The sequence below is a fragment of the Pseudorhodobacter aquimaris genome (assembly GCF_001202025.1).
Classification (GTDB): domain Bacteria; phylum Pseudomonadota; class Alphaproteobacteria; order Rhodobacterales; family Rhodobacteraceae; genus Pseudorhodobacter; species Pseudorhodobacter aquimaris.
In genome coordinates this window covers 53622-74639 of record NZ_LGHS01000014.1, presented here as the reverse complement: position 1 = coordinate 74639, position 21018 = coordinate 53622, and the positions used below count along the sequence as shown (strand labels likewise).

Annotated in this window: 20 protein-coding genes and 2 pseudogenes; 20 read left to right on the top strand and 2 right to left on the bottom strand. The window is 59.9% G+C overall.

Annotated elements, in window-relative coordinates; translation table 11 throughout:
- Nucleotides 1-82: 82 nt before the first annotated feature.
- Nucleotides 83-379: a hypothetical protein gene (locus AKU94_RS20140; RefSeq protein ID WP_050525769.1), complete on the bottom strand. Its 297-nt coding sequence runs from the start codon at nt 377-379 to the stop codon at nt 83-85.
- Here AKU94_RS20140 and AKU94_RS20135 point away from each other — a divergent pair.
- The 20 genes and pseudogenes from AKU94_RS20135 to AKU94_RS02375 all read left to right on the top strand — a co-directional run bounded on the left by AKU94_RS20135 (nt 270) and on the right by AKU94_RS02375 (nt 17955).
- Nucleotides 270-965 carry an ATP-binding cassette domain-containing protein gene (locus AKU94_RS20135; protein ID WP_332307199.1) on the top strand — a complete coding sequence of 232 codons (696 nt, stop codon included), beginning with the start codon at nt 270-272 and terminating at the stop codon, nt 963-965. The genes AKU94_RS20140 and AKU94_RS20135 overlap by 110 nt on opposite strands.
- Nucleotides 931-1146, top strand: coding sequence for a hypothetical protein (locus AKU94_RS20130; RefSeq protein ID WP_050525767.1), 216 nt, complete (start codon nt 931-933; stop codon nt 1144-1146). The genes AKU94_RS20135 and AKU94_RS20130 overlap by 35 nt, the downstream gene beginning before the upstream one ends.
- A complete protein-coding gene (locus AKU94_RS20125; protein ID WP_050525766.1) occupies nt 1110-1346 on the top strand; it encodes a type 1 periplasmic-binding domain-containing protein in 237 nt (78 codons plus the stop codon). The genes AKU94_RS20130 and AKU94_RS20125 overlap by 37 nt, the downstream gene beginning before the upstream one ends.
- Before the next feature lie 55 nt (nt 1347-1401).
- Nucleotides 1402-1881, top strand: coding sequence for a branched-chain amino acid ABC transporter permease (locus AKU94_RS02445; RefSeq protein ID WP_232295655.1), 480 nt, complete (start codon nt 1402-1404; stop codon nt 1879-1881).
- A gap of 5 nt (nt 1882-1886) precedes the next feature.
- Nucleotides 1887-2576: an acyl-CoA dehydrogenase family protein gene (locus AKU94_RS18875; RefSeq protein ID WP_232295654.1), complete on the top strand. Its 690-nt coding sequence runs from the start codon at nt 1887-1889 to the stop codon at nt 2574-2576.
- Nucleotides 2507-3094: a zinc-binding dehydrogenase gene (locus tag AKU94_RS02440; RefSeq protein WP_083444888.1), complete on the top strand. Its 588-nt coding sequence runs from the start codon at nt 2507-2509 to the stop codon at nt 3092-3094. Before AKU94_RS18875 ends, AKU94_RS02440 begins: the two co-directional genes overlap by 70 nt.
- A gap of 124 nt (nt 3095-3218) precedes the next feature.
- A pseudogene (locus AKU94_RS20120) lies at nt 3219-3422 on the top strand (AMP-binding protein); the annotation flags it as partial.
- Entirely contained in the window at nt 3407-3658 is a 252-nt protein-coding gene (locus tag AKU94_RS02435; protein WP_050525764.1) for an AMP-binding enzyme, read from the top strand. The pseudogene AKU94_RS20120 and the gene AKU94_RS02435, both read left to right, overlap by 16 nt.
- Before the next feature lie 30 nt (nt 3659-3688).
- On the top strand, nt 3689-5410 hold the full coding sequence (locus AKU94_RS02430; RefSeq protein ID WP_050525763.1) for a PHA/PHB synthase family protein: 1722 nt from the start codon (nt 3689-3691) through the stop codon (nt 5408-5410).
- A 30-nt stretch (nt 5411-5440) separates the two neighbouring features.
- Complete coding sequence (locus tag AKU94_RS02425; protein WP_050525762.1) at nt 5441-6268, top strand: alpha/beta fold hydrolase; 828 nt, start codon at nt 5441-5443, stop codon at nt 6266-6268.
- Between the two features lie 28 nt (nt 6269-6296).
- Nucleotides 6297-7898 carry a glycerol-3-phosphate dehydrogenase gene (glpD, locus tag AKU94_RS02420; protein WP_050525761.1) on the top strand — a complete coding sequence of 534 codons (1602 nt, stop codon included), beginning with the start codon at nt 6297-6299 and terminating at the stop codon, nt 7896-7898.
- A 4-nt stretch (nt 7899-7902) separates the two neighbouring features.
- Nucleotides 7903-9401: pseudogene (gene glpK, locus AKU94_RS02415) on the top strand (glycerol kinase GlpK).
- A 142-nt stretch (nt 9402-9543) separates the two neighbouring features.
- A complete protein-coding gene (locus AKU94_RS02410; RefSeq protein ID WP_050525807.1) occupies nt 9544-11031 on the top strand; it encodes an aldehyde dehydrogenase family protein in 1488 nt (495 codons plus the stop codon).
- Between the two features lie 31 nt (nt 11032-11062).
- The gene (locus AKU94_RS02405) at nt 11063-11944 is read left to right on the top strand and encodes an NAD(P)-dependent oxidoreductase (protein ID WP_050525760.1); all 882 of its coding nucleotides are present in this window, start codon (nt 11063-11065) and stop codon (nt 11942-11944) included.
- 82 nt (nt 11945-12026) lie between these two features.
- Complete coding sequence (locus AKU94_RS02400; RefSeq protein WP_050525759.1) at nt 12027-13007, top strand: TRAP transporter substrate-binding protein; 981 nt, start codon at nt 12027-12029, stop codon at nt 13005-13007.
- A gap of 56 nt (nt 13008-13063) precedes the next feature.
- Nucleotides 13064-13576, top strand: a complete 513-nt coding sequence (locus tag AKU94_RS02395) for a TRAP transporter small permease (protein ID WP_050525758.1) — start codon at nt 13064-13066, stop codon at nt 13574-13576.
- Nucleotides 13569-14852, top strand: a complete 1284-nt coding sequence (locus AKU94_RS02390; protein ID WP_050525757.1) for a TRAP transporter large permease — start codon at nt 13569-13571, stop codon at nt 14850-14852. The genes AKU94_RS02395 and AKU94_RS02390 overlap by 8 nt, the downstream gene beginning before the upstream one ends.
- Before the next feature lie 204 nt (nt 14853-15056).
- Nucleotides 15057-16103 carry a TRAP transporter substrate-binding protein DctP gene (dctP, locus tag AKU94_RS02385; protein WP_050525756.1) on the top strand — a complete coding sequence of 349 codons (1047 nt, stop codon included), beginning with the start codon at nt 15057-15059 and terminating at the stop codon, nt 16101-16103.
- Nucleotides 16104-16121: 18 nt separating this feature from the next.
- The gene (locus tag AKU94_RS02380; RefSeq protein ID WP_050525755.1) at nt 16122-16643 is read left to right on the top strand and encodes a TRAP transporter small permease subunit; all 522 of its coding nucleotides are present in this window, start codon (nt 16122-16124) and stop codon (nt 16641-16643) included.
- A gap of 1 nt (nt 16644) precedes the next feature.
- Complete coding sequence (locus tag AKU94_RS02375) at nt 16645-17955, top strand: TRAP transporter large permease (protein ID WP_050525754.1); 1311 nt, start codon at nt 16645-16647, stop codon at nt 17953-17955.
- 15 nt (nt 17956-17970) lie between these two features.
- On the opposite strand, the gene AKU94_RS02370 is transcribed toward AKU94_RS02375, so the two are convergent.
- Nucleotides 17971-21009 carry an efflux RND transporter permease subunit gene (locus tag AKU94_RS02370; RefSeq protein WP_050525753.1) on the bottom strand — a complete coding sequence of 1013 codons (3039 nt, stop codon included), beginning with the start codon at nt 21007-21009 and terminating at the stop codon, nt 17971-17973.
- Nucleotides 21010-21018 lie beyond the last annotated feature (9 nt).

The following is a 21018-nucleotide window of genomic DNA, read 5'->3' as shown; positions in this document are numbered from 1 at the left end:
CCACATGCGTTTGTCATCGACATGCAGTACCGTGCAGGTCCTGAGGTCGGAAAGATCCTTGATCGCATGGGCCTTGCGATATTCAGCGCTGCAAACCGCGACCAGCTCTTCGTTCCACAGCCGGATCACATGAAAACCGGGCCAATCCCCCCGGTTGCGCCTCCCACATCAGGCTCAGCCGCAGTGACAGCCACCTGCTGGCAAACATCGGCAGCACGGCAACACGCACCAAACCCCGCCTGTTCGCCACCTGGTCCAGCCCCGCCTGGATCAGGTTAAGGCCCTGCGCCACGCTGAAATCCAACCCTCTGGCCTCGGTTTTCCGGCTGGGCAGCAGCAGCCATGAGGAAGAGGCCGTCGAGGCGCGTATCGACGACATCCTGCATCTGGCCGATCTGCACCGGATCGCGGATAAAAAGGTCAGCACAATGTCCTCGGGAGAGCAGTGGCTCTTGATGATCGCCACCGCCCTTGCCGCCGATCCCAAGCTGGTCTTGCTGGATGAACCGGCCGCAGGGCTTATCTCGCATGAACGCAAAACCCTGAGCGAGCTGATCAAATCGATCCGCAGCCGCGGCATCGCCATGCGCCCCGACGGGCGGCAGGTGTTTCCGCAAATGGCGGTTCTGCAAAACCTGCGCATGGGCGCCTATTCGCACAAGGATAACGAGCAGGCGCAAGACGTTGAGGAAATGATGGATATGTTCCCGATCCTGCGCACCCGTGCCGGTCAGGCGGCAGGCACGCTCTCGGGCGGGGAGCAAGAGATGCTGGCGATTGGCGGCGCGGCTGTTTGCGGCCTGCCGCAATCGCAATCGGTGGAAATGGCCGCCGAAGAGATCAACGCAAGCGGCGGCGTCAAGGTGGGCGACGGCACCTATATATCTGGAGGTCATCACCCGCGAATCCTTTGGCCTCAAAGACCGCGACATGACCCCGCAACTGACCAAAATCCGCAGCCTTGAACCCGATGCGATCCTTGTTGTCGGCTATGTGGAACCTGCCGCCTTTATCTATCGCCAGTCGGTCGAACTGGGCATCGACGTGCCGCGTTTCGGCTTTACCAGCGGCAGCGTGGGCAATTCCAGCGCGTGGCCAATTCCGACCAGATGGAAGGCGTCCGGGACCTGCGCCCGACAGAGCTGACCCTGCTTTCGGCCACCGACAACGGCACCGCCTACCATAAGAATTTCACCCGGAAATTTGGCATCGCGCCCTCGCCAAGCTACCCATATGACCATGACCAGACCTATGCGCAAAAAGACGCGCTAGAGGCCGCAGGCGATGTTGACGACACCGAGGCCGTTGCCGCCGCCCTGCGCGGTTTAGCGAGAAAAGAGAAGTGAAATAATTGAGATCATTCAACAAATTATCAACGGCATTGCGATTGGCGGTGTCTATGTGCTGATCGCACTTGGCCTTACAACCGTGTTTGGCATTCCGGGCATTGGCCATTTCGCGCATGGGTCGGTATCGATGTTCGACGGCTATCTGACCTTCTTTCTTGTAACGGGTCAGGGGTTTTTGCTGTTGCCGGCCATTCTTCTGGCCTTGCTGGTCGGGATGGTTCTGGGGGTCGCGATCGCGCTTTTGGCCTACCGCCCCGTACGAAAGGCCAACCACATCAACGCCTTTATCGTAGCGCTTGGCCTGATGATGATGGTTGAGGGGATCAACCTGCAATTCTTTGGTGCCGAGCAGATCGTCATCCCGACCAATTTCAACCATGTGTTCAACATCGGCGGCGTGACCATTCCCGAATTGCGGCTTTACGTCATTCTGGCGGCGGCGCTGATCCTTGGCATGACGGTATTTGTCGAGAAAACCAGGGCCGTTCAGGCGGCCGGTGCCGTAGCTGAAAACCGTGATGCACCGCCTTGATGGGGATGCATTTCGGGCTTCCGGTCTGGATGACCATCACCCTTGCGCCCTTTGTGACCGCGATTTTCACGCTGGCCATCGGCTATCCCGGCCTGCAGGTCAAGGGGCATTACTTTGCCTTTGTCACCTCGGCGATGTTTGCAGGGCTGACGGGCGCGCTTTATGCCGCGCGGGATTGTCGGGCTGCTGGATGTGATCCGCGCCACGCTGCCACGGCGGACATGATGACCCTGACCGCCGCCGAAACCGACACCCTTGCCCGGACCCGTGATTTCGCCGCGCAAGTGGTAGCCCCGCAGGCCGCCGCCTTGGGCCTGACGGCCATCAAGGTTCCGGTTGCGGACGGGGGGCGGGGCCACAGCTATGCCCTAAAGGCCGCGACCTCTGAGGTGTTGGCGGCGTCCGATTTCGGTTTTGCGATGTCGCTCGTCAACACCCATAAACTATCACAATGCGCGGCGTCGGCCGTTAAGACGAAATACCTTCCGGCCTTGCTGGACGGTTGCCAAACCGCCTGCACGGCGCTGACGGAAAAGACCTCCGGCTCTGACTTTGCCGCGATAGAGATGCGGGCGACCAAACTCGAAGGCGCCTGTCGTCGTTCTGGTTGCATTGCGCATAGACGATGGCGGTTGAGGCATGGCGCGGGCCGAAACCGATCTGGCGGATGGCCGCGCTCAACTCTCGGAATCTGATCGTGCCTGAACGGGGCTATGGCCGCGCGACGGGCAACCTGCCTCTGATCCCCGTTTGCGACGGTGTCGGAGAGGTCGTCGCCATCGGCGAAGGTGTCACCCGTGTGGCCCTGGACGCCCGCGTTTGCCCCACCTATTTCCAGAACTGGACCGGCGGCGCGCCAAGCCCTGCGCGGCGTGCCTCCTCGCTAGGGGGGCCGATTGACGGGGTGATGGCCGGCGAGACCACGCTTCCGCTCTCGCTGCGGGCGGTGCGGCCGGGTGGGACGCTCTCGATGATCGGTGTGCTTTCGGGGCGCAAGCTGGAGGCCTCGCTTGGCCCGATTGTCGCGCGGCAGGTCCGTCTGCAAGGCGTCACCGTCGGCCACCGTGACGGGCTGGAGGCGATGATGAAAGCCATGGCACAGCATCAGATCCATCCCGTGCTTGGCGAAACCTTTGGCTTTGCCGACCTCAAGGCAGCGATGAGCCATCTGAAAACGGGCGATAACTTTGGCAAAACACTGATCGGATTTTGACCATGACGACCCTGCCATATCACCCCCGCACTCATGCCCTGACTACGCCTGACAAGCTGGCCTTCCAGATGTGCACCACGGGGTGAGGATGTCACCTTTGCGCAACTGAGGGGCGCGGGCCAATCAGGGCGCGCATCAGTTGCGGTCACTCGGTCTGAAGGACGGAGATCACGTTGCTTTCCTTATGGAAAACCGGCGCGAGTTTCTGGAGCTATGCTTTGCCGCCGACCGGGTTGGGCTGTTTTACACAACCATCAGCACCCATCTGACCGCCTCAACCACCAATGCGCAGGGCTGGACCATCCTGCGGTTATGGATGCGGTCGTAATCGGCGTCCCGAATGAGGATTTCGGCGAGGAAGTAAAAGCGATTGTACAGCTGATGCCGGGGCAAGATGGCTCCCCCGCTTTGCAAGACGCGTTGATTTCCCATTGCAGAACGCGGCTTTCTTCCATCAAATGTCCTCGCAGCATTGATTTTCGGACCGATCTGCCGCGCACGGCCACGGGCAAGCTGCTCAAACGGATGCTGCGTGACGAATATTGGATTCAAACAGGAAGCTGATACCGCATAGCCGCAAACAAGGAATACGCCATGGATAAACACGCCGCTGACGCCTTTGCCACATTGATGAAAGAGGCCGCCAAGACCCATCCCTTGTTTGCGGGTATCGACCCCGAGAAAACCGCGCAGATGACCGGCGAGATGTCCAAGACCCTTCAGGCGATCCTCTCGCCTCAGGGTTTGGGAAACTGGATGCAAAGCTGGATGGCCTATCAGACCGAGATGGCCCGGCTTTGGCAACGCAGCCTTACCGCCGAGAGTGCCGAGCCGAGCACGGACGCGCGGTTCAAGGCCGATGACTGGAACGAGGGGATCTTTCCCTTTCTGCACCAGTCTTACATGCTGACGGCCAAGGCCATGGCCGATTTCGCCGATAGGGCCGGTCTGCCCGCGCATGACCAGCGCAAGCTCAGCTTTTATACCCGTGTGGCCGCCGATGCGATGGCGCCCTCTAACTTCGCGTTGACCAACCCCGAGGTTCTGAAGCTGGCGCGCGAAACCAACGGGCAGAGCCTTGTCGACGGGTTCCGCAACATGCTGGCGGATCTGGAAAAGGGCTATATCACCACCACGGATGAGACCGCCTTTACCGTCGGCGGCAATCTGGCCAACACGCCGGGGTCGGTGATTTTCCGCAATGAGCTGTTTGAGCTGATCCAGTATCAACCACGTACCGACAAGGTCCGCTCCAACCCCATTCTGATCATCCCGCCCTGTGTCAACAAATTCTATATCTTTGACATAAATGAGAAAAAATCCATGATCCGCTATTTGCTGGATCAGGGCCATAGCGTGTTTACCATCGCATGGCGCAATCCGGGGCCGGAGACGCGCGATCTCGATTGGAACGATTACCTGCGCGACGGGATCTTTGCCGCCCTTGATGTGACCACCGATATCGTAAAGGGTGCAAAGGTTGATCTGTTGTCATGGTGCAATGGCGGCACCATGTTGCTGGCCGCGCTGGCCGTGATGAAACCCGAACAAAAGACCCATGTCGGCACGGCGACTTTCCTCTCCTCGATGATCGATTTTGCCGATCCGGGGCAGGTAGAGGTGTTTATCGACCAGCCACAACTGCAAGCCTATAACAAACGGCTTGAAACCGCCGGAGTGGCGCCGGGGCGTGATATTGCCGCCGCGATGGCGATGCTGCATGTCAACGAATCCATCTGGGGCTTTGTCGTTGGCAATTACCTCAAAGGCAAATCCCCGCTGCCCTTTGATATTTTGTACTGGAACGCCGATACATCCAACCTGCCGGCCAAATGGTATTCCTATTACACCGAGGAAATGTATCTGGCCAACAAGCTCAAGGAGCCGGGCGCGCTGACCTTGCTGGACACGCCTGTGGATACCCGCAACATTGATGTGCCCTGTTATTTCGTCGCCGCCACCGCCGATCATATCGTGCCGTGGAAGACGTCTTATCTTGCGACGGGGCTGGTCTCGGGGGATACCGAATTTGTGCTGACAACGGGCGGCCATGTTTCGGGCACGGTGATCAACCACCCCGAGCGCAACCGGCGTTATTTCCTGACCGGCGGCGATCGCACCCAAGGCCCCGAGGATTGGCAAGCCGGCGCCACCCGCATAGAAGGCAGCTGGTGGCCCCATTGGCTGACGTGGCTGGCCGAGAAAAACAACGGCACCGAAAAGCCCGCCCCCGCCAAGCCGGGCAACCGCAACCACCCCGCGCTGGCGCCTGCCCCCGGAACCTATGTTCTGGAACAGGTGCCTCAACAGGGCTGAACGGCACGGCCAAAGCATAAGAAAGCGATTATGACACAGGATCTTCCAACGCGCGCCGGTGACGAGTTCCGCTTTATCAAAGCCGGGGGGCATCGGTTGCGTGTCTTTACCCGCGATCTCGACAAGGCGGGGCCACCACTTGTGATCTGCAACGGCTTGGGTCAGGCGATTGAGATGCTCTTGCCGATGATGGAGGCGCTGCCCGAACGTCCGATCATCAGCTTTGACGCCGCCGGTGTCGGGCGCTCTGATACGCCCGACCATGGGGCATCGATGCAGGATCATGCCTTGATGTTGCGCGCGGTTCTGGATGAACTGGGCGTGGACCGCTTTGATATTTTGGGCATCTCATGGGGGGGTGCGCTGGCCCAGCAAATCGCGCATGACCTGCCGGACCGTTGCCGCAAGCTGGTGCTGGCCATCACCTCGGCGGGCGGGATCGCAAGCTGGTGGGGATCGCCCGTGGCCCTGGCCGAGATCATGTTTCCCTGGCGCTATTTCAACAAGGCCTATGGCAATTTCATCGGCCCCTTCATGTATGGCGGTGAGGCGATCTTGCATCCCGAACTGTTCCGCGCATATTCCCGCCACGCGATCCGCCCGACCTATGAAGGCTATTCCGCGCAGGTCAAAGCCATGTGCAGCTGGAGCAGCCTGCCGTGGCTGCACCGATTGACACAACCCACCCAGATCATTGCAGGCGCGGGTGATATGCTGATACCCGTTCCCAACCAGATCCTGTTGGCCTCGCTTATTCCCGATGCCAAGCTGAAGATCTTTCCAGCAGGCCATCTGGTGATGTATTCCCGCCGCGAGGAGGTCGGCCAGTTGATGACCGGCTTTCTGAACGCAGCCTAGACCCTAATCCTTTGGTGAGGAGGCAATTTTGCCATCACAACAAAACCCCGAAACACTCGACCTTTTCGTCATTGGCGGCGGCATCAACGGCTGCGGCATTGCGCGCGATGCCACGGGTCGCGGACTAAGCGTCGCACTGGCCGAGATGAACGATCTGGCAAGTGCCACCTCTTCGGCCTCGACCAAGCTGTTCCACGGCGGATTGCGCTATCTTGAGTTTTTTGAGGTCCGGCTGGTCCGTGAGGCGTTGAAAGAGCGTGAAACCCTGTTGCAGGCGATGCCGCATATCAGTTGGCCCAAGCGGTTTGTGCTGCCCTATCACAAGGATATGCGCTTTGACGGGGACACACCAACGTCGCGCATTTTGAACATCGTGATGCCATGGACCAAGGGGCGCAGGCCCGCCTGGCTGATCCGCTTTGGTCTGTTTCTTTATGACAATCTGGGCAACCGCAAGATCCTGCCTGCGACCTCGACCGTGGATCTGACCAGTGATCCGGTCGGCGCGGTTTTGCAGGACCGCTTTACCAAGGCCTATGAATATTCCGATTGCTGGATTGAGGACAGCCGCCTTGTGGTCCTGAATGCCCGCGATGCCGAGGCGCGCGGCGCACAGATCATGACCCGCACCAAGGTTACATCCGCCGAACGTGTCGGCGATCTTTGGCAGATCACCACCGAGGATGCGGACAGCGGCGAGACGCGGCGTTTCACCGCGCGGATGCTGGTCAATGCAGGCGGGCCATGGGTGCAGGATGTGATCCGTTCCAAGGTGCGGATCAATTCGACCGAGGGCGTGCGGCTGGTCCGCGGCAGCCATATCGTGACGCGCAAGCTGTTCGACCATGACAAATGCTATTTCTTTCAGGGTGAGGATGGCCGCATCATTTTCGCCATCCCCTATGAGACTGACTTTACCCTGATCGGCACCACCGATGCCGATCATGACGACCCATCGACCCCGCCCGAATGCACCGAGGCAGAGGCCGATTATCTGCGCAATTTCGCCTCCAGCTATTTCAAGAAGCCGGTTGAGAAAGAGGATATCGTCTGGACCTATTCCGGCGTGCGTCCGCTTTATGATGACGGGGCGTCCTCGGCCACGGCGGCGACGCGCGATTATGTGTTGAAGGTGAATACCGATGGCGGCGCGCCGCTGTTGAATGTTTTTGGCGGCAAGATCACCACCTACCGCAGGCTGGCCGAATCCGCATTGGCGGCCCTTGCACCCTATATCACCAGCCCCCGCCCCGATTGGACGGCGGGCGTCAGCCTTCCGGGCGGGGATTTTCCGGTGGACGGCGTCGATGCGCTGATTGCCGATCTGCGCAAGGCCTATCCCTTCCTTGATGCCTTTTGGGCGCGCCGTCTGATCCGCGCTTATGGCACCGATGCGCGCAACATTCTTGGCGATGCGAAAACCGAACAGGACCTTGGCCACCCCTTCGCCGCCACATTGACCGAGCGGGAAATCCGCTGGTTGATGGAACGCGAATACGCTCGCACCGCCGAGGATGTCGTCTGGCGCCGTTCCCGTCTGGGGTTGCGCATGACCGCCGATGAGATTGCCACGCTGGACACATGGATGAAATCCGCCCGTGCGTCCGAAACTGTTTCGACCAAAGGGTGACCATATGACCCATATCCTCGCCATTGATCAGGGAACCACCTCCAGCCGCGCCATCCTTTATGATGCGAAGATGCAACGTGTTGGCAGCGCACAGCGAGAGTTTACCAGCATTACCCTGACTCCGGCTGGGTGGAACATGACCCCGAGGATCTTTGGCAAACCGTCGTCACCACCTGTCATGAGGTGATGGAGACCACCGGCATTGCCGCCACGGATATCGCCGCAATCGGCATCACCAACCAGCGCGAAACCACTCTGGTCTGGGACCGCACCACCGGCAAGGCCATCCATAACGCCATCGTCTGGCAGGATCGTCGCACCGCCGATACCTGCCGCACATTGCGTGAGGCGGGCCACGAAAAGATGATCAACGACCGCACCGGATTGTTGATTGATCCTTATTTCTCAAGCACGAAACTGAAATGGATCCTCGATCATGTTGAGGGCGCGCGGACACGGGCCGAAAAAGGGGAGCTGTTGTTCGGCACCGTCGACAGCTTTCTGATCTGGCATCTGACGGGGGGGGCTGTTCATGCCACCGATGCCACCAATGCCGCGCGCACCATGCTTTATGATATCCGCAAAGGCCTATGGAGCAGCACGATCTGCGACCTGCTGGGCATCCCGATGCAAATGCTGCCCGAGGTCAAGGATTGCGCCGATGATTTCGGCCAGACCCGCCCCGATCTGTTCGGCGCGGCCATCCCCGTTGCCGGTGTGGCGGGCGATCAACAAGCCGCGACCTTGGGCCAGGCCTGCTTTGCGCCGGGGATGATCAAGGCCACCTATGGCACCGGCTGTTTCGCGCTTTTGAACACCGGAGAGACCCCGATCACCAGCACCAACCGCTTGCTGACCACCATCGCCTATCAGCTGAACGGCAAACCGACCTATGCGCTGGAGGGGTCTATTTTTGTGGCCGGTGCCGTGGTGCAATGGCTGCGTGACGGGCTGAAAATTATTGAGGAGGCACGCCAAACCCAACCCCTGGCCGAGAGCGCCGATCCCGCGCAGCAGGTCGTGCTGGTCCCTGCCTTTACCGGCCTTGGCGCGCCCTATTGGAACGCAGACTGTCGCGGTGCGGTTTTCGGGCTGACGCGCAACTCCGGCCCCGCAGAGCTGGCACGGGCGGCCCTCGAAAGCGTCGGCTATCAGACCCGCGACCTGCTTGAGGCCATGCATGAGGATTGGGCCGGCCACGAGACCGGACAGGGAGGCGAGGCCGTCTTGCGGGTCGATGGCGGTATGAGCGCCTCTGACTGGACGATGCAGTTTTTGTCCGACATCATCAACGCCCCCGTTGACCGCCCGCAAGAGCTGGAAAGCACCGCCCTTGGTGCGGCATGGCTGGCGGGGATGCATGTCGGGCTCTATCCCGATCAGGCAGAGTTTTCCAAAGGCTGGGCGCTTGACCGGCAATTCCTGCCGGTGATGGATCAGGATCAGCGGGCCAAAAAATACGCCGCATGGAAACGCGCAGTGACCGCCACCCTGGGCTTTTGATCACGGCCAGAACCCGGCAAATGCAGCCGAAAAAGCCATGGACAAACCCCGCCACCGGGTTCAAAAGATGATCCCCGAGGTTTGCGACCAAACACCCCGACCTTGGCGCAAAGATCAACTGCCGCAAGGCAAGGGAGAAGACATGAAAGACTGGACTGCTTTGGCAAGTGACCTCTATCGCGGGGAATTTCGCCCGATGTTCATAGATGGCAACTGGTGCGAAGCCCGATCCGGCAAAACCCTTGAGGCACGCAATCCCGCCAATGGCGCGCTTTTGGCGACCGTCCCAGAGGGCGATAGCGCCGATATCGACCGCGCCGTTACCGCCGCGCGCAAGGCCTTTGAGGGGCCGTGGTCCAAATTCACCCCCTTTGAGCGTCAGGCCCTTTTGCTGCGCATCGCCGAGAGGTTTGAGGCCGAATGGGAAACCCTTTGTCTGTCGGACACTCTGGATATGGGGATGCCGATCCAGCGTACCCTTGCCAACAGCCGCCGGGTTCTGGGGATGCTGCGGTTTTATGCCGGACAAGCGGTGATGATCCACGGCAACACCATCCCCAACTCTTTCCCCGGTGAGATCTATTCCTCGACCGTGCGCGAACCTATTGGCGTGGTCGGGGCGATCATCCCGTGGAATGCGCCGATTGCGGGCTCTGTCTGGAAAATCGCACCGGCGATTGCGACCGGCTGTACCGTGGTTTTGAAACCCTCCGAGGAGGCCTCGCTTACTGTTTTGATGATCGCGCGGATCATGCAAGAGGCGGGGCTGCCGGACGGGGTTTTGAACATTGTCACCGGCCATGGCGATACGGCGGGGGCCGCCCTTGCCGCCCATCCGGGCGTGGACAAGATCGTCTTTACCGGCTCTACCGCCACAGGTCAGGCCATCGCCCGTGCCGCGACCGGCAACCTCAAGCGTGTCTCGCTGGAGCTGGGCGGCAAATCGCCGGTGATCGTCTGCAAGGACGCCGATATTGACAAGGCGGTGCCGGTTGCCGCGATGGCGGTTTTCGCAAACTCCGGCCAGATCTGCATTGCGGGGTCGCGCCTGTTTGTCGCGCGTGAGATCCACGATGAATTCCTGCGCCGTCTGGCCGATTTTGCCAAGGGCCTGAAAATCGGCCACGGGGTTGCCGCCGATACCGATATCGGCCCGATCATCTCGGCGCGGCAGGCGGAGCGGATTGCGGGCTATCTTGCCGCTGGCCCGAATGAGGGCGCGCAGGTCGTGGCCGGTGGTGCCAAGGCCGAGGGGCCAGATCTGGCGGGGGGGCATTACATCCAGCCCACCGTTTTTGGCAATGTGACCGACCAGATGTCCGTCGCCCGCGAAGAGATCTTCGGCCCGGTGATTTCCGCCCTGCCCTTCGATACGCTGGATGAGGTGGTCACCCGCGCCAATGCCACGCCTTACGGGCTTGCGGCGGGGGTGTTTTCAACCCATCTGGGCACGGCGCATAAGCTGGCAAACCGTCTCAAGGCAGGGTCGGTTTGGGTGAACATGTATCACGCGATTGATCCGGCCGTGCCCTTTGGCGGGGTGAAAATGTCGGGCTATGGCCGCGAGGGCGGGATGGAGCATATGGAAGAATACCTTGATACCAAGGCCATCTGGATCAATGCCGATTGATATGCCCACCCCAGCACCAAAGGAGAACAGGATGCAGGTCGGAATTATAGGCGTCGGGCTTATGGGCCATGGCATCGCGCGCAATGTGTTGAAACGGGGTGGCTTTGCCCTGCGGTTTCTGGACCACCCCGGCAACCAGCCGGTAGAGGAGCTGACCTCCCTTGGCGCGCGCGCCTGTGCCACGCCTGCGGATATTGCGGCGGCCTGTGATGTGATCATCCTCTGCGTCACCGGCTCACCACAGGTTGAGGCGATTGTCACGGGTGAAAACGGGATTTTGTCCGGCCTCAAAGCGGGGTCGGTGATTGTCGATTGCTCTACCGCGCTGCCCGATTCCACCCTGCGGATGGGCGCGGCCATTCGCGCCGCCGGTGGCCATTACATCGACGCGCCGATGACGCGCACCGCCAAACATGCCCATGAGGGTACGCTGAACCTTTTGGTCGGGGGCGACCCTGCCGATCTGGACAAGGTGCGGCCGGTGCTGGCCTCTTTTACCGACAGCGTCGAACATGTCGGCGCGCTGGGGCATGGGCACCGGTTAAAGCTTTTGCATAACTATGTGTCCATCGGTTTCATGACCTTGCTGGCCGAGGCCGCCGCACAGGCCGCCGATGCCGACATTGACCCGCAGGTTTTCGTGGATGTGCTGGCCCACGGCGGCGGCGCATCGGCCGCGCTTGACCGGCTGGCCCCCTATATCACCAAGGGCGACCGCGAGGGCTTGCCGTTTTTCATCAGCAACGCGCAAAAAGATATTGATTACTACCGCGCCATGGCCACCGATGCAGGCGCACAAAAGCCCGTGGCCGACAGCGTGTCCGCGGCAATTTCAAGCGCGGTTGAGGCGGGCCACGGTCAGGACTATGTGCCAGAGCTGGTATCGATTTTCCGAAAACCGGGGGCGCAGTAACGCGCGGGGATAATCAGCGGCAGGCTTGCCACTCTGACCCGGCTTCTATAGCACTTATCCAAATTTAACTGGGAGGTTATCCATGACATTCACTATCCGCAGTCTGGCCGTTGCAGGCGCTGTTGTTGCCATCGGCGGTCCGGCCTTTGCACAGACCGAAATCAAGATGGGCTATGCGCTGGCCCCCGACAGCCATTACGGCGTTGCTGCCAAGAAATTCGAAGAGGTTTTGCTGGGTGAGACCGGCGATCAGTTCAAGGTGACGCATTTCCCGTCTTCGGGTCTTGGCGGTGAGCGTGAGGTGATCGAGGGGCTGCAAATCGGCACGATTGAGGCGACGATTGTCTCCTCCGGCACTTTGGCCAATTTCGTGCCGGATACCGGCGTTTTCGACATCCCCTTTCTGTTCAGCGGGCTGGACCATGCCCGCGCTGTTCTGGACGGGCCGATCGGTCAGGACATTCTTGCCAAATTCGACAATGTCGGCCTGCACGGGCTGGCATGGGGTGAGCAAGGCTTTCGCCATATCACCAACAACCGCAACCCGATCCACACCCCCGCCGATGTTGAGGGGCTGAAAATCCGCACCATGGAAAATCCGGTCCATCTGGCGGCCTTTGATGCCATGGGTGCCGCGCCAACGCCGATGGCATGGCCCGAGGTGGTTTCCTCTTTGCAGCAGGGCGTGATCGACGGGCAGGAAAACCCGCTTTCGGTGATTGTTTCGGTCAAGCTGAACGAGGTCCAGAAATATCTGACGATCTCGGGGCATGTTTATTCGCCCGCAATGCTGCTGGTGTCCAAGCCGTTCTGGGAAGGTCTGGATGACACCCAAAAGGCCGCGGTGGAAAAAGCCGCGACCGAGGCTGCGGTTGCGATGCGCGGCTTTGTCGATGATGTTGAAACCACCGGGGTTGAAACATTGAAAGAGCGCGGCATGGAAGTGAACGCCCTCACCGCCGAGGAAAAAGCGGCATTCCAAGCCTCGATCAAATCCGCTTATGAAGGATACTATGAGACTTATGGCCAGGAACTGGTCGACTCTATCGTATCGTTTAAGTGACCCGAAACAACCGGCGCCTCCGCTTGGGCGCCGGTTTGTGACCCCTAAGGTGCAGCTTGAAAAAACTCGAATCCATTTTTGTCACGCTGAACGGCTGGGCGCTGATCGTGATGCTTGCCGCGATGTCGTTGATTGTGGGCGCGAATATCCTGTTGCGCTATACCACCGCGCATTCCCTGCCTTGGGCGGATGAGGCCGCGCGTTATCTGATGATCTGGATGACCTTCAGCGGTGCGGGGCTTGTTCTGCGCACGGGCGGGCATGTTGCGATTACCAACCTTCAGGATGCGCTGCCCGATATGGGGCAAAAGATCCTGCGCGGGGCGATCACCCTGACGCTTTTGCTGTTCTTTTGCTTTATGGTCTATGTCGGGATGCAATATGCGCAGCGTATGCAATATCAGGTGACGCCTGCCATGCGCATCCCCTTCATCTATGTCTATGCGGCGATGCCGGTCGGATTTACCCTGATGATCCTTCACCTGATGCTGATCGCGCGGCCCTTTATCACCGCGGGCGAATACAAACACGGCGACACAGACGCCCTACCCGGAAGCGCAAATGGCTGAGATCCTCTTTCCGGCACTGTTCATCCTGCTGGCACTCGGGCTGCCGGTTGCCTTTGCGATGGCGATTGCGGTTTTCGCGGCGCTGAGCTTTGGCTCCAGCTATCCGAACCTTGTTGTCGTCAAAGAGATGTTTGCCGGTCTGGACAGTTTTCCGCTGCTGGCCGTGCCCTTCTTTGTTCTGGCGGCCGAGATCATGACCGGCGGGGCCATCACGCTGGCGATGCTGCGGCTGGCGCAATCGCTGGTCGGGCATCTCAAGGGCGGGCTGGGCCATGCCAATGTTGTCAGCTCGGCGATGTTTGCGGGGATTTCCGGCAGCGCGCTGGCCGATGCGGCGGGGCCCGGTACGATGATGATCCGCATGATGGAAAAGGGCGGCTATCACCGTGCCTATGCGGGGGCGCTGACGATCGCCAGCTCGGTCGTGGGGCCGATCATCCCGCCCTCTATAACGATGATCATCTATGCGATGCAGGATCAAGAAGTCTCGGTCGGGTCGCTGTTTATGGCGGGTGTTTTGCCGGGTATTCTGATTACGGTGCTTATTCTGGTCGCCAATGCCTATGTCAGCCACAAGCGCGGATATGCCAGCGGCGCGCCGATGCCCCCGGTCAAAGAGATCATACGGGTCGCGATCTATGCCGTGCCTGCGTTGTTTTTGGTGGTGCTTATCGTCGGCGGCATCCGCTTTGGCGTTTTCACCCCGACAGAGGCCTCTGTCATCGCGGTATTCTATGCGCTGTTTGTGGGCATGTTCATCTATCGCTCATTACATATCAAGGACTTGCCCGGCATCATCTTGCGGGCGGCGCTGGTGTCCACCGCCGTGTTGCTGATCCTTGGCGCGGCGCGGGCCTTTGCATGGGTGCTGATTATTGAGGGCATCCCGCAGTTTCTGGCCGAGACCATCATCGCATGGGACCTGTCGCCCATCGTGTTCCTCTTGGCGGTGAACCTGCTGTTGTTGATCTTTGGCCTGTTCATGGACCCGCTGCCGGGGGTGATGATTCTGGTGCCGATCCTTGCGCCGATTAGCCTTGCCTTGGGGATTGACCCCGATCATTTCGCCATCATCGTGATCGTCAACCTGACGCTTGGCCTGACCACGCCGCCAGTGGGCAGCCTGATTTTCGTGGTCTCCTCTACCATGCGGATCAAGCCCACGACGCTGATCAAGGAAATGCCGCCCTTCTTTTTGGCGCTGGCCCTGGCGTTGTTGCTGATCACCTTTGTGCCGGTGCTGTCCACATGGCTGCCTGGCGTCAGCGGGTTCTGACACCACTCTTTTGTTTTTATGTATAAAAAATCGGATGCCCTATGGATTTGGGGCATCCTTTGCGCATGTGCGTTTTCCAGCAATGGCAAATTTTTTGGATGCTGGAAGTATTTTTTATGTCGACATGAAGCGAAGTTTGTTTATCATAACACTCCTAAGCCGTCAGAACATAACGATCGACGGCCCCCAGCAGAGGAGCTCTCAATGACCCATTATTCAAAAACTCTGGCTTGGGCCGGTGCCCTGTCGCTTTTGGCGGCCGGGGCCTCGGCGCAGGATGTCACATGGCGCGTGCCGACATCGGTGCCCGAGGGGTCGCCTTTTTACGTCAACTTTCTGGAACGTTTTGCCGATAACGTCGATGTGCTGACCGATGGCGCGGTTGAGGTACAGCCCTTTGGCGCGGGCGTTCTGGTCCCTGCGCTTCAGGTCTATGACGGGGTGCGCGACGGTATCGTTGAGGCGGGACATTCCACGCCCAGCTATCTGGTGAACCAGAACCCGATCAACGCGATCTTTTCCGGCTTTCCCGGCGGTATGGGCCCCGAGGCCTATGCCACATGGATCTATGAGGGCGGCGGCAAGGAAAAGCTGCAGGAAATCCGGGATGCGGATGGGTTCAAATCTCTGGTCGTGGGCATCGGATCGTCGGAAATCATGGCCCATGCCAACAAGCCGATCCGCAACGCCGAGGATCTCAAAGGGTTGAAATACCGCACCTCAGGTCCTTGGGCCGAAGTGATGCGCGATTATTTCGGCGCGGTCCCCACCGTTGTCCCCCCGGGTGAGATTTACACCCTGCTGGAACGCAAAGGCGTGGATGCGATCGAATGGGGTCCGCCCTCGGCCAACCTTCCCGAAGGCTTCCATGAGGCAGCGCCCTATATCATCACCCCCGGCGTTCACCAGCCGACCTTCCTTTGGGAAGTGGTCCTGAAACAGGAAACCTGGGACGCGCTGGATGATGCCCTCAAGCCCAAGATCGAGGCGGCGGCAGAGCTGACAACCTTGCAATCGCTCCTGAATTTTTACGATCAGGACATGAAGGCGATGGAGGTTTTCCGCGGTGGCAGCGCCGAGGTGATCGCGCTTGACCCCGCCTTTGCCGATGAGCTTTCTGCAGCAGGTCTGGACTGGATCAAGAAAAAAGCCGCCGATCAGCCCGAGATGGCCGCCACTCTGGATGATTACATCGCCTATATGGACCGTTGGACGGCTGAAAGCGGCTATCTGATCCGCAACGGCAAGTAATCACGCAAGGGGCCAATCATGAAAAACCTGTTTCTTGCAATCGCGGACGGTATCTCGCTTGTTCTGGGATATATCGCACAGGCAATGGTGCTTATCCTGATCGGCTCCATGCTTTATGAAGTGGTGGCGCGCTATGCCTTTGGCGCGCCAACCGAATGGGCCTTTGACATCGCTTATATGAGCACGGGGGTGCTCTTTGTGCTGGGCGCCGCGCAGGCGCTGCGCGAAGATGCCCATGTGCGGATTGATTTTCTGGCCGCAAAATTTCCCGTGCGGTTGCGGGCGGGGATTGACGGGGTGATCTATCTTTTCATCCTCTGTCCGGTCTTTGCCAAGCTGGCCACGATTGCAGGCACGCGAAGCTGGCGCGCCTTTGTCACCGCCGAGGTCGAACATGTCAGCCCGTGGGCGCCCTTGATGTGGCCGTTCTATACCGCGCTGACCGTGGGACTGGCGGCCCTTGCGCTGCAAATTGCCGCCGAAGGTATCCGCGCATTACTGGGCCCACGGGTCGAAACCACATTCAAAATCGAGACCTGATATGGCCACCGCAGCCCTGATGTTTCCCGCCCTTTTCGCCCTTATCCTGCTTGGCCTGCCGGTCGCCTTTTCCCTTGTCATCGTCTCGGCGGCGGGGGGGTTGCTGGCCTTTGGCCCGGTCGGGTTCAACCAGCTTTACGGCTCTTTCTATTCGGCCTCGACCAATTTCATCCTCTCGGCGATCCCGATGTTCATCCTGATGGGGGCCTTGCTGGAACGGTCCGGCATCGCAGAGCGGCTGTTTCGCGTGATGAATATGTGGCTGGGCCGCCTGCCCGGCGGGCTGGCCTTGGCGACCATCGCCATGGGGGCCGTCTTTGCCGCCGCCGCGGGCGTTGTCGGCGCGGTTGAGGTGATGATCGGGATGATGGCCATTCCCGCGATGCAAAAGGCGCGCTACAGCAACACGTTGATTGCGGGCACGATCTGCGCAGGCGGCTCTTTGGGCACCATGATCCCGCCCTCGGTGATTGCGGTGATGTATGCCTCGCTGGCGCAGATGTCGGTGGGCAAGCTGCTGGCGGGGATGATGATCCCCGGCTTGATGATGGTCGGTCTGTTTCTGGGCTATATCGCCGTGCAAGGCATGCTCAACCCGCCCCAAGCCCAAGAGGGCGACGCCCCCGAGGAAACATTTACATTGGCCGAAAAGCTGCGCGCGACCGTCACGACCTTGGTGCCGGTGTGCCTGCTGATCTTTTCGGTGCTTGGCTCTATTCTTGGCGGGGTCGCCTCCCCGACCGAGGCGGCGGCGGTGGGGGCTGCAGGGGCGCTGCTCCTGTGCGTGGTCAACCAACGGTTCAACTGGGCGGTCTTGCGCGAATCCCTGTCGATCACGGTGCGGATTTCCGCGATGATCCTGTTGATCGTCGCGGCCGGAACCATGTTCATGGGGGTCTTTGCGGCCAATGGCGGCGCGCGGCTGATCCGCGACTTCATCGAGGGTGCGGGACTGGGGACCACCGGCATGATCGTTTTCTTTTTGCTGGTGGTGTTCATCCTTGGCTTTGTGCTGGACTGGACCGCCAATGTCCTGATCTGTGTGCCGCTGTTTGCGCCCTTCATCCGTTCGGCCGGGATTGACCCGATCTGGTTTGCGACCCTCGTTCTGATCGTCATCCAGACCGGATATCTGACACCGCCGATGGCCTCTTCGATCTTTTACCTCAAATCAATCGCCCCGCCCGATATGACCTACGGGCAGATGTGCCGCGGGGTGCTGCCCTTTATCGGGTTGCAGGTGCTGACGCTGATCCTGATCGTTCTGTTCCCCGAACTGGCAACATGGCTGCCCGAAAAGCTGATCGGATAGCCCGCGCGCGGGGGCTCAGGCCGCGAGGGCCCGGGCCTCCTCTCGCGCGAACAGCAGGTAATAGAACACCGGGGCCGCCACCAGCGTCAGGATGGATGCAAAGGCAAGCCCCCCCATGATCGTGATCGCCATGGAGACAAAGAACGCATCCGACAACAACGGCGCCATCCCAAGGATCGTCGTCACCGCCGCCAGCATCACCGGCCGCAGACGAGAGGTGGAGGCCGTGACAATTGCCTCTTTTAGCGGCACCCCTTCGGCGCGGACCAGATCGATTTCCTCGACCAGCACGATACCGTTCTTGATCAACATCCCCGAGAGCGACAACAGCCCCAAAAGTGCTGTAAAGGTAAAGGGCATATCGGTGCCCAACAGCCCGATCACGACCCCGTTGACCGACATCGGCACCAAAAGCCAGATGATCAACGGCTGACGGATCGCATTGAACAACAGCACCGAGATCAGCACCATAATCAACACCGAAATCGGGATCTGTGCGCCAAGGGCCGCCTGCGCCTCACGAGAGCTTTCGTAGTCGCCGCCCCATTCCATGGCATAGCCAAGCGGCAGCTCCACCGCCTCAACCGCAGCCTGAATTTCGGCCTGAACCTGCGGGGCGGTAAAGCCGGGCGGGATATCGGCCTGAATAGTCAGGGTGGACACACGGTCACGCCGATGAACCAACGTATTCTGCACCTCATATTTCAACCCGTCGATCATCTGTTCAATCGGCAGCACCTCACCGGTGGAATCGGAAAACACCACCTGATCGAGCAGCCCCAGCTCACTGTCGCGCGGCAGGCGGGTGATGATCGGGATCTGGCGGTCGCCCTCACGGTAGACGCCGCTGGTGATCCCGTCGGTCGCAAGCCGGAAGGTATCGGCAATATCATCACGGCTGACACCTGCGGTCTTGGCCCGCTCGGTCGCATAGATGGGTTTGAGGACCAGCTCTTGTTCGCGCCAGTCGGTGCGCATGGCCAGCAGGTTATCCGACGCCCCTTGCATCACCCCCGCCATCTGGACCGAAAGCTGACGCAGCACCGCCGGGTCCGTCCCCGAGAGCCGCAACTGGATCGGCGCGCCGCCCCCCGGTCCGAAAACCAGCCGTTCGGTACGGAATTCCCCCTCGGGGAAATTGTCGCGCCCGAAGGCATTCAGATCGGCCTGAAGTGCCGGGATCTGGTCCAACGTTTCGGTCTGGATAATCAGGTGGCCATAGCTGGGGTTCGGCTTGACCGCATCATAGGTCAGCATAAAGCGCGAGGCCCCTTGGCCTACGAATGTGGTCACCGATTGCACCTCATCGCGCGCGGCAAGCCAGGTTTCCATCTTGCGCATGTCATCGGATGTTGCGTGAATATCGGCGCCCTGCGGCAGTTGATAATGCACATAGAACATCGGCGTATTGCTGTTGGGAAAGAAGGATTGCTTGACCATCCCAAAGCCCGCAAAACACACCACCGTCACTGCAATAAGGCCGACCACAACCAGCCACCGCAGGCGCAGCGACCATTCCAGCGCCTTGCCATAGATGCGGAACATCCAGCCGTCATAGGCGTCATCGGTATCACCCGAGCCTTGTTTGAAAAAGTAATGCCCCAAGAGCGGCGTCACCGTCAGCGCCAAAATCCATGACAGCAAAAGCGAAATCCCGATCACAGCAAAGAGCGAGAACAAAAACTCCCCCGTCGCATCCGGCGAAAGCCCGATACCGGCAAAGGCCATGATACCGATGACCGTCGCCCCCAACAGCGGGATCTGGGTCTTGGCGGCAGCATCATCGGCGGCGGTATAGCTGTCCTTGCCGCGCCGCATGGAGATTTGCATCCCCTCGGCCACCACGATGGCGTTATCGACCAGCATCCCCATCGCGATGATAAGCGCGCCCAATGAGATCCGCTCCATCTCGATGGAAAAGATCGCCATGAAGAACAGCGTGCCAACCACCGTCAGCAACAAGGTCGCCCCCACCACAATCGCGGCGCGCCAACCCATCGCAACCGCCAGCACCAGCACAACGATCGCCACCGACATCGACAGGTTGACGATAAAGGCGCTAGAGGCCTCATCCACCACCACATGCTGCTGATAGATCGGGTTCAAGGTGACGCCGTAGGGGATGTAATCCTTTAACGCGTCCAGACGCGCCTCGGCACGGCGGCCGACATCGACGATATTTTCCGTCGAAAGCCCCGCAACCCCCAGCGTAAAGGCATCCGCACCGTTATAGCGCACCAATATATCGGGGTCCTCAATCCGGTCACGTTGCACCGTAGCGATGTCAAAGAGGTTGATCACCTCACCCTCCGACCCGATGGTCAGCGAGGCAATCGCATCCACGCTGCCAGACCCGTCGGGGGCCTGAATGATCGTGCGCGCCCCGTCGGCGCGGACCGTACCGGCATCCACCACCGAATCCGCCTCGGCCAGCGCGCCGATGATGCTCATGGGGGCAAGGTTCTGATTTACGGCCTGCGCCATGACCGGCTCGATAAAGATCGCCTCTTCGGGCAGGCCCTTGACCTCAACATCGGCCACACCGTCAACGGTCAGCAACTCACGCCGCAAAAAGGTGGCCAGTTCGTGCTTTTCGGCATCGGAAAACCCGTCGGCCTGAACGGCATAATAAATGCCGAACACATCGCCAAAGGAGTCGTTCACATAGGGCGCGCTTGTCCCTTCGGGCAGGGCACGGGCCGCATCCGACACCCGGTTGCGCAGCTTGGTCCAGATCGGCGGCAATTCATCCCCGCCAAAGGTGGAATAGACATCCACCGTAATCAAAGAGCTGCCCGGCTGGTTGATCGAGGTGATGCTCTCGACCTCACCCATTTTCTGGATCGCGGATTCCAAAGGTTCCGACACCTCGACCGCGACCTGTTCGGCCGTGGCACCGGGGTATTGGGTCGAGATGACCACCGTCTTGATGGTAAAGGCCGGATCTTCCAGCCGCCCCAATGAGGTGAACCCCCACAGCCCGCCCAGAAAGGCGCCAAGGATGATCAGCCATGTGATCAACGGCTTTTCGATGGAAAAACGTGCGATGTTCATCTGTGGCCC